The organism is Streptomyces panaciradicis (genome assembly GCF_023516615.1).
GTDB lineage: Bacteria > Actinomycetota > Actinomycetes > Streptomycetales > Streptomycetaceae > Streptomyces > Streptomyces panaciradicis.
Window position 1 is genome coordinate 1 of the sequence record NZ_JAMGBF010000229.1, and the last position, 10,524, is coordinate 10,524.

13 protein-coding genes are annotated in these 10,524 nt (G+C 71.6%); 9 read left to right on the forward strand and 4 right to left on the reverse strand.

The window, feature by feature from the left end:
- The first annotated feature begins 166 nt into the window (after nucleotides 1–166).
- Nucleotides 167–1,576, forward strand: coding sequence for an MFS transporter (locus M8J74_RS41965; RefSeq protein WP_249841428.1), 1,410 nt, complete (start codon nucleotides 167–169; stop codon nucleotides 1,574–1,576).
- On the opposite strand, the gene M8J74_RS41970 is transcribed toward M8J74_RS41965, so the two are convergent.
- Nucleotides 1,573–2,463: an NADP-dependent oxidoreductase gene (locus tag M8J74_RS41970; RefSeq protein ID WP_249841429.1), complete on the reverse strand. Its 891-nt coding sequence runs from the start codon at nucleotides 2,461–2,463 to the stop codon at nucleotides 1,573–1,575. The genes M8J74_RS41965 and M8J74_RS41970 overlap by 4 nt on opposite strands.
- Nucleotides 2,464–2,587: 124 nt before the next feature.
- Between M8J74_RS41970 and M8J74_RS41975 the strand changes: the two genes are divergently transcribed.
- Nucleotides 2,588–2,995 carry a winged helix-turn-helix transcriptional regulator gene (locus M8J74_RS41975; protein ID WP_249841430.1) on the forward strand — a complete coding sequence of 136 codons (408 nt, stop codon included), beginning with the start codon at nucleotides 2,588–2,590 and terminating at the stop codon, nucleotides 2,993–2,995.
- On the opposite strand, the gene M8J74_RS41980 is transcribed toward M8J74_RS41975, so the two are convergent.
- Together M8J74_RS41980 and M8J74_RS41985 are read right to left on the reverse strand one after the other, a co-directional pair.
- A complete protein-coding gene (locus tag M8J74_RS41980; protein WP_249841431.1) occupies nucleotides 2,992–3,465 on the reverse strand; it encodes a MarR family winged helix-turn-helix transcriptional regulator in 474 nt (157 codons plus the stop codon). The two genes, M8J74_RS41975 and M8J74_RS41980, sit on opposite strands and share 4 nt — an antisense overlap.
- A 148-nt stretch (nucleotides 3,466–3,613) precedes the next feature.
- The gene (locus tag M8J74_RS41985) at nucleotides 3,614–4,081 is read right to left on the reverse strand and encodes a hypothetical protein (RefSeq protein ID WP_249841432.1); all 468 of its coding nucleotides are present in this window, start codon (nucleotides 4,079–4,081) and stop codon (nucleotides 3,614–3,616) included.
- Nucleotides 4,082–4,179: 98 nt separating this feature from the next.
- Here M8J74_RS41985 and M8J74_RS41990 point away from each other — a divergent pair, with 98 nt between their 5' ends.
- The 4 genes from M8J74_RS41990 to M8J74_RS42005 are packed head-to-tail and all read left to right on the forward strand — an operon-like array spanning nucleotide 4,180 to nucleotide 6,765.
- Nucleotides 4,180–4,518 carry a YnfA family protein gene (locus M8J74_RS41990; protein WP_249841433.1) on the forward strand — a complete coding sequence of 113 codons (339 nt, stop codon included), beginning with the start codon at nucleotides 4,180–4,182 and terminating at the stop codon, nucleotides 4,516–4,518.
- Nucleotides 4,519–4,571: 53 nt separating this feature from the next.
- The gene (locus M8J74_RS41995; protein ID WP_249841434.1) at nucleotides 4,572–5,348 is read left to right on the forward strand and encodes an SDR family NAD(P)-dependent oxidoreductase; all 777 of its coding nucleotides are present in this window, start codon (nucleotides 4,572–4,574) and stop codon (nucleotides 5,346–5,348) included.
- Entirely contained in the window at nucleotides 5,249–5,485 is a 237-nt protein-coding gene (locus M8J74_RS45125) for a hypothetical protein (protein WP_372500432.1), read from the forward strand. Before M8J74_RS41995 ends, M8J74_RS45125 begins: the two co-directional genes overlap by 100 nt.
- A gap of 17 nt (nucleotides 5,486–5,502) precedes the next feature.
- Nucleotides 5,503–6,765, forward strand: coding sequence for a tyrosine-protein phosphatase (locus M8J74_RS42005; RefSeq protein WP_249841435.1), 1,263 nt, complete (start codon nucleotides 5,503–5,505; stop codon nucleotides 6,763–6,765).
- Nucleotide 6,766: 1 nt separating this feature from the next.
- On the opposite strand, the gene M8J74_RS42010 is transcribed toward M8J74_RS42005, so the two are convergent.
- Nucleotides 6,767–7,960 (reverse strand): RtcB family protein, encoded by a 1,194-nt coding sequence (locus M8J74_RS42010; protein ID WP_249841436.1) that lies wholly within the window; start codon nucleotides 7,958–7,960, stop codon nucleotides 6,767–6,769.
- Between the two features lie 205 nt (nucleotides 7,961–8,165).
- Between M8J74_RS42010 and M8J74_RS42015 the strand changes: the two genes are divergently transcribed.
- From M8J74_RS42015 to M8J74_RS42025, 3 genes are all read left to right on the forward strand, one after another.
- Nucleotides 8,166–8,972, forward strand: a complete 807-nt coding sequence (locus M8J74_RS42015; protein WP_249841437.1) for a DUF3558 domain-containing protein — start codon at nucleotides 8,166–8,168, stop codon at nucleotides 8,970–8,972.
- Nucleotides 8,973–9,092: 120 nt separating this feature from the next.
- Nucleotides 9,093–10,007, forward strand: coding sequence for a DUF3558 family protein (locus M8J74_RS42020; RefSeq protein ID WP_249841438.1), 915 nt, complete (start codon nucleotides 9,093–9,095; stop codon nucleotides 10,005–10,007).
- 156 nt (nucleotides 10,008–10,163) lie between these two features.
- Nucleotides 10,164–10,524 (forward strand): DUF2637 domain-containing protein (locus M8J74_RS42025; protein WP_249841439.1); only part of this gene is annotated, 361 nt, incomplete at its 3' end.

A 10,524-nucleotide genomic window follows, 5' to 3' on the forward strand; every position in this document is an offset into this window, starting at 1 on the left:
ATCCCACCCGACGGCACCGCCCGACCGAGGACGGACACCCCCCGGCACGGCCCCGACCCACAACCGACCCCGCGCACCCACGCGGCCAGTTCGGCGCGCCCGACGATCCCGTACGACCGCGCAATCCGCTTGACCACCCCGCTCAGCCCCCCGCTATTTTATCTGCGTGACGCAGATTCTTCGTAACGCAGCAGATAGTCCGCCGCTGTCCTCCCGCGCCCGCTGGGCCGTCCTGGCGGTCGTGCTGGCCGCCGACGTCCTGGACCTCCTCGACGCGACCATCACCAACATCGCCGCGCCGACCATCACGCGCGACCTCGGCGGGGGCGCCGGGCTCGTGCAGTGGCTCGGCGCGTCCTACGCGCTCGCGCTCGGCGTGCTGCTCGTGCCCGGCGGGCGGCTCGGCGACCGCTACGGTCGCCGTCGGCTCTTCCTGACCGGACTCGCCGGGTTCGTCGCGGCCTCCCTGGCGTGCGGGCTGGCCCCGAACCCGGCGGCACTGGTCGTCGCCCGGCTCGTCCAGGGCGCCTTCGGGGCGCTCGTCATCCCGCAGGGCTTCGGCATCCTCGGCGCGACCTGGCCCCGCGACCAGATCGGCAAGGCGTTCAGCCTCTTCGGCCCGGTCATGGGCCTGTCCGCGGTCGGCGGGCCGATCCTCGCCGGTTTCCTGGTCGACGCCGACCTCGCCGGTCTCGGCTGGCGCCCCATGTTCCTGATCAACCTGCTCCTCGGCGGCGCCGCCCTGCTCGCCGCCGCCCGTCTGCTCCCCCGGGACCGCGGCGACGCCTCCGTCGCCGTCGACGCCCCCGGCTCCGCCCTCCTCGCGGGCGCGATGCTGGGCCTGCTCGGCGGACTGATCGACGGCTCGGACGGCGGCTGGGGCACCCGGCCCCTCTCCCTGCTCCTCGCCGGCCTCGCCCTGTTCGCCGCGTTCTGCCGACGCCAGCGCACGGCCCCCGAACCGCTGATCCGCCCGAGCCTGCTGCGCAACCGCGGCTTCACCTCGGGCCTGGTCCTCGGCGTCCTCGCCTTCGCCGCGGTCGCGGGCCTGCTCTACACCGTCTCCCTCTACCTCCAGCGCGGCCTCGGCCGCTCCCCCGCGGGCACCGCGCTCGGACTGATCCCCCTGTCCGCCGGGATCGTCGTCGCGTCCATCGCCTGCTACCGCCTCATCCACCGCCACGGACGCCGGCTCGTCGTCGCCGGACTGCTGCTGATCCTCACCGGCTGCGGCTGCCTGGCCGTGGTCGCCGAAGGGTCCGCGTGGGCCCTCGTCGCGCCGCTCCTCCTCATCGGCCTCGGCATGGGCACCTGCTTCGGCACCGTCTACGACGTCACCATCGGCGACATCGCCCCCGAGGAGGCGGGCAGCGCGAGCGGGTCGCTCAACGCGGTGCAGCAACTCGCCAACGCCGTCGGCGCGGCGGCCGTCACCACGGTCTACTTCCACACGGCCGGCGGCGGTGAGACCCACGCCCTGCGCGCGAGCCTCAGCGCCGTCGCCGCGTCCCTCGTGCTGTGCCTGCCCCTCGTACGCCTGCTGCCCCGCAAGGCCCCGGCCGAGCAGCACCACTAGGGGACCAGCACCAGCCGCCCGCGGAAGCCGCCCTCCGCGAGGCGGGCGTGGGCCTTGGCCGCGTCGTCCAGGGGGTAGGTCTCGGCGACCCGGAGGGTCAGCACCCCCTGGTCCACCAGCGCCGCGAGCTCGGCCAGCCGGGCCCCGTCGGGGCGGACCGCGACGGCCGCCGTCCGCACCCCGCGCACCGACGCAGGCTCCCCGCCGGGCCGTACGCCCACATAGGCGCCGCCGTCCCGCACCCACTCCAGGGCCGCCTCCCCGAGCACCGCGGTGTCCAGCACGGCGTCGAAGGCGCCCGCGCCGACGGGACCGGAGGTGAAGTCGTCGGCGCCCAGGGACCGTACGAGTTCCTCGTCGGCCGCCCTGGCCTGCCCGGTCACCGACACCCCCCGGTGGGCGGCGAGTTGGACGGCGAAGCCGCCGACCGCACCCGCCGCGCCGACGACCAGCAGGGACTGCCCCTCGGTCAACTCCAGCAGATCCAGGGCCTGGACGGCGGTCAGGGCGTTCAGGGGCAGGGTCGCGGCGTGCACGGCGTCGACCGTGGCCGGCGCCTTCGCCACCGCGTCCGTGTCGACGACGACGTACTCCGCGTGCGTTCCGGCCGGCCGCACCATGCCCGGGTCGAGGGCCACCACCTGGTCGCCGACGCTCCACGCCGTGGCCACGCCCGTCGCGTCCACCGTCCCGGCGACGTCCCAGCCGAAGCCGATCTGCTTGCCCGCGCCTCCGAAGAACCCGTCCCGCACCCCGGCGTCCACCGGGTTCAGCGTGGCCGCCGCCACCTTGATCCGTATCTGCCGCGCCCCCGGCTCGGGCAGTTCGGTCTCCACGACCTCGACGGCCTCGGGTCCGCCGAAGGTCCTCACCACTGCTGCACGCATCGCAACTCTCCCTGTTTCATGGGTATTTGTGCCGCTTTCTTGTGCACAGCGACAACCCTAGGAAGAGGCACTATCCTTTCGGAAGTAGTTACCTGAGAGTGCGTATGTCCCCCGGAGGGAAGCCATGGCGACCACGACCGCGGCCCAGCGGCGCGAACAGGCACGCGCCGAGTACGACGCCTTCCTCAAGGCCTGCCCCACCAACGAGCTGCTCGGCCGCCTCAGCGACAAGTGGGTCAGCCTGGTCGTCGCGGCCCTCTCGCGCGGCCCGATGCGCTACAGCGACCTCACGCGCAAGATCGCCGGCGTCAGCCCCAAGATGCTCACCCAGACCCTGCGTGCCCTGGAACGCGACGGCATCCTCTCGCGCACCGTCACCCCGTCCGTCCCGGTCCGCGTCGACTACGAACTCACCCCGTTGGGCGGCAGCCTCGCCCTCCTGCTGACCGCCGTGAAGGACTGGGCGGAGACCCACATCGAGGAGGTCCACGAGGCCCGCGGCCGCTACGACACGGAGAACGTCCAGGGCTAAAGGCCACCGGCGCGCAGCAGCGCCACCTGACGGCCGCTGAAGTCCGCCGTCCGCCTCATATGGCCGACGATCACCGCGAGCTGGGTGTCGTCCAGGTCGTCGAACAGGGCGAACCAGCCGCCGCTGAGCCGCTGCCACATCCGCCCGAACTCGGCGACCTTCTCCGGCACGGTCGCCACCAGCACCTTGCGCCGGTCGGCCGCGTCCCGCTCCCGGACGACGTACCCCGCCTTCTCCAGCCGGTCCACCAGCCGCGTCGCCGACCCGGTCGTCAGCCCCGTCAGCTCGGCGATCCGGCCCGTCGTCACCGGCGCGCCCTCCAGCGTCAGCAGGTTCAGGCACTGCAGGTCGGTCGGGTGCAGCCCGATGTGGTCGGCGACGGCCTGGTTGAACAGGGCGTACGAGGCCATGTAGCGCCGCGAGACGGACGACAGCTCGTCCAGCAGCCGCTCCCGTGCCGTTTCCGTCATGCCTTGCTCCTTCGTCCTCTGCGCCGCACAGAAATCGTACGACGCAGGCACCCTCGGCGGACGGCGGCTGCCGGGCCGGCGATCCCGGGCACACGCCCTGGGGCGGGTGTCGAAAGCCCCGCCTGCCTCGCGGCGTCTGGCACGCGCCCTAGAAGTAGTACTCGTCCCCCGTGTCCAGCACGAGCACCCGCTGCCGGTCGTTGCGCCCGTTCGGGTCGACCGTGCCGCCGCTCCACACCGTGTCCAGCACCAGCAGCACCTCCGACGGCGCCGCCCGCAGCCGTACCCGCAGGGCGATCTGCTCCCCCAGGCCGTCCGCCGGCAGCGCCCCCACCCGGCACAGCACCACCCGCGGCCCCGACCGCGCGCAGCCCTCCGGCAGCTCCTGCCGGTCCGCCAGCGCGGCCGACCAGCGCAGCCGCACCGTCACGTCCGGCGCGGCCGACGGCCCGTGGTTGGCCGGCGTGAACCGCACGCCGACCGCGCCGTCCGCCATGGACACGGCACCGTGAAAGGCGAGATCGGCCTCGGGCCCGCCGGCCACGGCGGCACCGGCGGGCACCGCCGCTCCGCACACCGCCGCCAGCGCCGCCAACCCCGCGAGAACCTTCCGCATACCCACTCCTCACTCCACGTGGTCCTGGCATGTATCCCCCGCGGGACGCGGCGCAGGCGCCGTCCATCAGGTGACAGCGGGCATGCGAGGCTGCCGTCATGCTCGTCGCCCGCTCCGCCGCCCTGTTCGTCCTCGCCGCCGTCCTCGAGATCGGCGGCGCCTGGCTGATCTGGCAGGGCCTGCGCGAACACCGCGGCTGGCTGTGGATCACCGGGGGCGTCCTCGCCCTCGGCGCCTACGGCTTCGTCGCCACCTTCCAGCCCGACGCCCACTTCGGCCGCGTCCTCGCCGCGTACGGCGGCGTCTTCGTGGCCGGATCGATCCTGTGGGGAGTGGTCGCCGACGGCTACCGGCCCGACCGGTGGGACCTCACCGGGGCACTGATCTGCCTGGCCGGGATGGCGGTCATCATGTGGGCGCCGCGGAACGGCGGCTGACCCTCACCTACGCTGGACGGCAGCCGACCGCAGACAGACCCCAGGAGCCCCGCATGGCCACCGCACCGTCCGCCGCCTCCCGCATCGCCGTCGTGACCGGTGCGAGCAGCGGAATCGGCGCCGCCACGGCCCGGCAGCTCGCCGCGGCCGGCTACCGCGTCGTCCTCACCGCCCGCCGGGAGGACCGCATCGAGGCGCTGGCCAAGGAGATCAACGAGGCGGGCCACCAGGCCACCGCCTACCAGCTGGACGTCACCGACCGCGCCGCCGTCGACGAGTTCGCCACGGCGTTCAGGACCATCGGCGTCCTGGTCAACAACGCCGGCGGCGCCCTCGGCGCCGACCCCGTCGCCACCGGCGACCCCGCCCACTGGCGCACCATGTACGAGACGAACGTCATCGGCACCCTCAACCTCACCCAGGCCCTCCTGCCCAAGCTGGTCGCGAGCGGCGACGGCACGGTGGTCGTGGTCTCCTCGACGGCCGGCCACGGCACGTACGAGGGCGGCGCCGGCTACGTCGCCGCCAAGCACGGCGCCCACGTCCTCGCCGAGACCCTGCGCCTGGAGATCGTCGGACAGCCCGTCCGCGTGATCGAGATCGCGCCCGGCATGGTCAGGACGGACGAGTTCGCCCTCACCCGCTTCGGCGGCGACGCGCAGAAGGCGGCGAAGGTCTACGAGGGCGTGGCCGAGCCGCTGACCGCCGACGACGTCGCCGAGACCATCGCCTGGGCGGTGACCCGCCCCTCCCACGTCAACGTCGACCTCCTGGTGCTGCGCCCCCGCGCCCAGGCGTCCAACACCAAGGTCCACAGGGAGGCACAGTGACGGACGACGCAGAGCGGCAGCGCCTCGCCCTGGAGAAGAAACGCGAACGCTACGTCTGGTACTACCTCGGGTACTTCCTCTTCGGCATCCACATCGTGGCCTTCGTGATGATCTACGCCGTGCTGCACGCGAAGTAGGCATAGAGTCACAGCCTGTGGACCGACACCTACCTTTCGAGGCGCTGCACAACTTCCGTGACCTGGGCGGCTATTCGACGCCCGACGGCCGGCGCGTCCGCCCCGGGCTCCTGTACCGCGCGGACTCCCTGGGCAAGCTGCGGCAGGGCACGCGGGACTGGTCCCGCCTCCTCTCCCTGGGCATCCGCACGGTGATCGACCTGCGCCACCCGTGGGAGGCCGAGAAGCGGGGCCGCGTCCCGGACGACCCGTCCTTCCGCTACCACAACCTCAGCATCGAGCACCGCCCCTACGACCAGCCGGCACTGGACCCCGACATCGATCCGGGTCCCTACCTGGCGGAGCGGTACATGGAGGTGGCGGAGGACGGCACGAAGGAGATCCGCCGCGCCCTGGAACTGATCGCCGCGGCGGCCGAGGCGTCCGAACCCCTGGTCTTCCACTGCGCGTCCGGCAAGGACCGCACGGGCCAACTGGCCGCGCTGGTGCTGGCGTTGCTGGGCGTCCCGGACGAGACGATCATCGAGGACTACAGCCTCACCGAGCTGGCGACACCGGCGATGCTGGCGCTCTGGACGGCGCGGGAGGGCCGCGCGCCGAACTGGCTGGGCTTCGGCCGCGCCCCGGCGGAGGTCATGCGCACGTTCCTCGCGGCCATGAGGACCCGCTACGGCTCGATCGAGACGTACGTGACGCGGGAACTCTGCCTGGACGCCGACGCGTTGGCCGCCGGCCTGCGCGCCTCGCTGCTCGAACCGCGCCCCACCGCCTGGCCGCCCCCGACCTACCGCAGGGCGACTCCGGCGGACGCGGCGACCCTGGTCCGCCTGCGCGACTCCGCCGCACTGTGGCAGCTGGCCCGCGGCATCGACCAGTGGAAGCCGGGCGAGAAGGACGAGGCCCACTTCCGCGCGCGCATGGACGACGGCGAGGTCTGGCTGTCGTACGCGGGCCCCCATCTGACCGGCGCCTGCGAACTGTGGTGGCAGGACCGGGCGGCCTGGGGCCCCCGCCCCGACGACGCCGGCTACATCCACCGCCTGATGACGACCCCGCACACGGCTCCCCCGGGCACGGGCCGCGCACTGCTGGCCGAAGCGGAGTCCCGCATCACGGCAACGGGCCGCCCGTACGCCCGCCTGGACTGCCTGTCCTCCAACCCCCGCCTCCGCGCGTACTACGAGTCGGCGGGCTACCGGGTGGTCGGAGAACAACCGGCCAAGACGAACGGCACAGGCAGCCCGTACGCGGTGACCCTGCTGGAAAAGCGGCTGAGCTGACTCAGCCCTTCACGCAGACGACCTGCTTCAGCTTGGCCACGACCTCCACCAGGTCCCGCTGCTGGTCGATGACCTGCTCGATCGGCTTGTAGGCGCCCGGGATCTCGTCGACGACGCCGGAGTCCTTGCGGCACTCCACGCCCCGCGTCTGCTCCTCCAGGTCCTTCGTCGAGAACCGGCGCTTGGCCGCGTTGCGGCTCATGCGCCGGCCCGCGCCGTGGGACGCCGAGTTGAAGGCCTTCTCGTTGCCGAGACCCTTCACGATGTACGAACCCGTGCCCATGGAACCGGGGATGATCCCGTACTCGCCGGAGCCCGCGCGGATCGCGCCCTTGCGGGTGACGAGCAGGTCCATGCCCTCGTAGCGCTCCTCGGCCACGTAGTTGTGGTGGCAGGAGATCTCCGGCTCGAAGGTCGGCTTCGCCTTCTTGAACTCCCTGCGGACCACGTCCTTCAGAAGCGCCATCATGATCGTGCGGTTGTACTTGGCGTACTCCTGCGCCCAGAACAGGTCGTTGCGGTACGCCGCCATCTGCGGGGTGTCCGCGACGAAGACGGCGAGGTCGCGGTCGACCAGGCCCTGGTTGTGGGAGAGCTTCTGGGCCACGCCGATGTGGTGCTCGGCGAGTTCCTTGCCGATGTTGCGCGAACCGGAGTGCAGCATCAGCCACACCGAACCGGACGTATCGGTGCATACCTCAATAAAGTGGTTTCCTGATCCGAGGGTGCCCATCTGCTTCCCGGCCCGCTCATGACGGAACTTCACCGCCTCCGCCACACCCCCGAAGCGCCCCCAGAAGTCGTCCCAGCCCGCGGTGGCGAAGCCGTGCATGCGGGAGGGGTCCACCGGGTCGTCGTGCATGCCGCGGCCCACCGGGATGGCCTGCTCGATCTTCGAGCGCAGCCGCGACAGGTCGCCGGGAAGGTCGTTCGCGGTCAGCGACGTCTTCACCGCCGACATCCCGCACCCGATGTCCACCCCCACCGCCGCGGGACACACCGCCCCCCGCATCGCGATGACGGAGCCGACCGTCGCACCCTTTCCGAAGTGGACGTCCGGCATCACCGCCAGGCCCTTGATCCACGGCAGGGTCGCGACGTTGCGCAGCTGCTGCAGGGCCACGTCCTCGACCGACGCCGGGTCGGTCCACATCCGGATGGGGACCTTGGCACCCGGTATCTCCACGTACGACATGTCGTCCTCTTTCCCCCGAAAACATGACAGAAGTCTTGAATCGCAAAAGCCGCGCCATGATCAACGAAAGGGACATCGGACCAGCGTTCGCGGTGTTGCGTGCGATACACATTGTCTGCAGGGAGCGCCCCTGCGCGGCAAGCGAATAACCAGCGGGGACACTGGTAGTGATCGCCCGGACCCCACCGTCGAAGGGAGCCCGACCGTGCAGCGGAAGGCCTACGTACCCGGCGTCGTCGCCCTCCTCGCGGCGCTGTTGGCCGGCTGCACCGGCGGCTCGAGCGACACCGGAAGCACCGACGACGCGAACCCGGGCGACGCCGGCACGGCGACCGCGGTGGCCCAGCCGGGCAAGTACGACACCCTTCCCGAGCCGTGCGGCGCGGTGAGCCACGGCACGCTCGACACGCTGCTGCCGGGCATCCGGCAGATCACGGACACCACGCAGCGCGACAAGGCGTACGAGGGCGAGGCGACGCTCACGTACGACACGGACCGCAAGGCGGGCTGCCGTTGGAAGGTGGAGTCGACGGACGCCACCGACCACCTCTTCGTCGACTTCGAGCGGGTGGTGTCGTACGACAACGCGGTGAGCGACGACGCCCAGGCGCAGGAGCTGTTCGGGAAGAAGGAGGAGGCGGCGGACCTCCCCGAGGCGTCGCCGTCCGCCGACGCCTCCGCGACCGCCGACTTCAGCTCGTCGCCCAGCGCCTCGCCGAGCGCCTCGGCGTCCTCCTCGTCCTCCGCCTCCTCCTCCGCGACTCCCAGCAGCCTGCTGCCGCGCACCCTGTCGGATCTGGGGGACGAGGCGTTCCTGAACGACGTGGTGAGCGGCTCCGGTTCGACGGCCCAGCAGCGCACGGTGACTGTGGCGTTCCGCACGTCCAACGTCATCGTGACCATCGAGTACGAGGAGCAGCCGGCCACGATCGGCACGGTCCCGGACAGCAAGGAAATGCAGGACAGGGCCCGGAAACTGGCCTCTGGGCTGGCGGACACGCTGGCCGGTTAGCCGGTGTTCGCCGGTCCCTCACACCCGTGCGCAAAGCCTTCGAAACAAAACCGCACAGGTTCCTCACCGCGTACCGTGGCCCCTCGGACCTGAACGCCGACCGCAGGAATCACGAGCGTCATGAGTGAAGGAACCATGCAGCGAGCAGCAGAGCGAGATCAGCGGAGCCAGCGAGCGAAGGGGCGTGGCCGCGTCCTTGTGTGCGCGGCGGCGGTGCCGGTGGTACTGCTGGTGGCCGGATGTTCCTCGGACTCCGGTTCCGGTGACAAGAGCGCCGGCAAGGGGTCCTCGGGCGGTGACACCGCCGCGTCCGCGGGGGTGAGCGCGTCTCCGACGGTGCAGGCGGCGGCCTACGCGAAACTGCCGGACTCGTGCGGGGTGTTGTCGAAGAAGACGTTGACCTCCCTGGTGCCGAAGGGGGTCAAGTCCGGCAAGAAGGGCAGCTCCGGCGACGCGGGAACGCGGGCGAGCTGCTCCTGGAACAGCCTGGACAACAACGGCGTTAAGGGCTCGCAGTTCCGCTGGCTGAACGTGTCGTTGCTGCGTTTCGAGTCGGACGCCGCGCGTGGTGAGGGCAACCAGCTGGCGCACGAGTACTTCACGAAGCAGGTCAAGGACGCCCAGGCGGTCGAGGGCGCGAAGAACGCCAAGTGGCAGACGGTCGCCGGGACGGGCGACGAGGCGACGCTGGTGCACTACGACCTGAAGAAGAAGGAGGGGTCCTTCAAGCAGCAGACGGTCGTGGCGCGGGTGGAGAACGTGGTCGTGACCGTCGACTACAACGGCGCGGGTCTGGCCGGTGAGAAGACCCCGGACGCGAAGGCCCTCGCGAAGCTCGCCGAGCAGGCGACGAAGGAAGCGGTGGCCGCGGTGTCGGCGGCGAACGGTGACGGCAGCGCGGGCGCGGGTGCGGGCACGGCGAGCCCTTCGCCGTCGAAGCCCGCGTCGAAGTCGCCGTCGCCGTCCGCCTCGGCCTCGAAGGCCGCGAAGTCCGCTTCGGCTTCCCCTTCCTCCTCAGCGTCGAAGAAGAGCTGACCGTCACACCAGGGCGTCAACGCGCAGCTCAGGCGCGCTGTACGGCGGAGCCCGGCCCTCCGCGGGGGCCGGGCTCCTGTCGTACCGACAACACGTGCGGCGCACACATGTGCCACCCTGTTGCGCGCAACAACACGCAATGGGAGGGGAGTACGGGTGGCAGCGCCACTGCAGCTGACTCGGATGCACCGCGTTCTCACCGGCGTGGTCGTGACCGGCGCCGTGATCATCGCCGGCATCGGCTTCACCGGTTCGTACGCGGCCGTCCGCGAGTTGGCCCTCAAGAAGGGCTTCGGGAACTTCGCGTACGTGTTCCCGATCGGCATCGACGCCGGTATCTGTGTCCTGCTCGCCCTGGACCTCCTCCTGACGTGGATCCGCATCCCGTTCCCGCTGCTGCGCCAGACGGCCTGGCTGCTGACGGCGGCGACGATCGCGTTCAACGGCGCGGCGGCCTGGCCGGACCCGCTGGGTGTGGGCATGCACGGGGTGATCCCGGTGCTGTTCATCGTGGCGG

Coding starts and splice junctions, on each gene's coding strand:
- M8J74_RS41970 (WP_249841429.1), bottom strand. CDS start 2,463: ATGCGTGCAGCAGTGGTGAGGACCTTCGGCGGACCCGAGGCCGTCGAG.
- M8J74_RS41975 (WP_249841430.1), top strand. CDS start 2,588: ATGGCGACCACGACCGCGGCCCAGCGGCGCGAACAGGCACGCGCCGAG.
- M8J74_RS41980 (WP_249841431.1), bottom strand. CDS start 3,465: ATGACGGAAACGGCACGGGAGCGGCTGCTGGACGAGCTGTCGTCCGTC.
- M8J74_RS41985 (WP_249841432.1), bottom strand. CDS start 4,081: ATGCGGAAGGTTCTCGCGGGGTTGGCGGCGCTGGCGGCGGTGTGCGGA.
- M8J74_RS41990 (WP_249841433.1), top strand. CDS start 4,180: ATGCTCGTCGCCCGCTCCGCCGCCCTGTTCGTCCTCGCCGCCGTCCTC.
- M8J74_RS41995 (WP_249841434.1), top strand. CDS start 4,572: ATGGCCACCGCACCGTCCGCCGCCTCCCGCATCGCCGTCGTGACCGGT.
- M8J74_RS42010 (WP_249841436.1), bottom strand. CDS start 7,960: ATGTCGTACGTGGAGATACCGGGTGCCAAGGTCCCCATCCGGATGTGG.
- M8J74_RS42020 (WP_249841438.1), top strand. CDS start 9,093: ATGAGTGAAGGAACCATGCAGCGAGCAGCAGAGCGAGATCAGCGGAGC.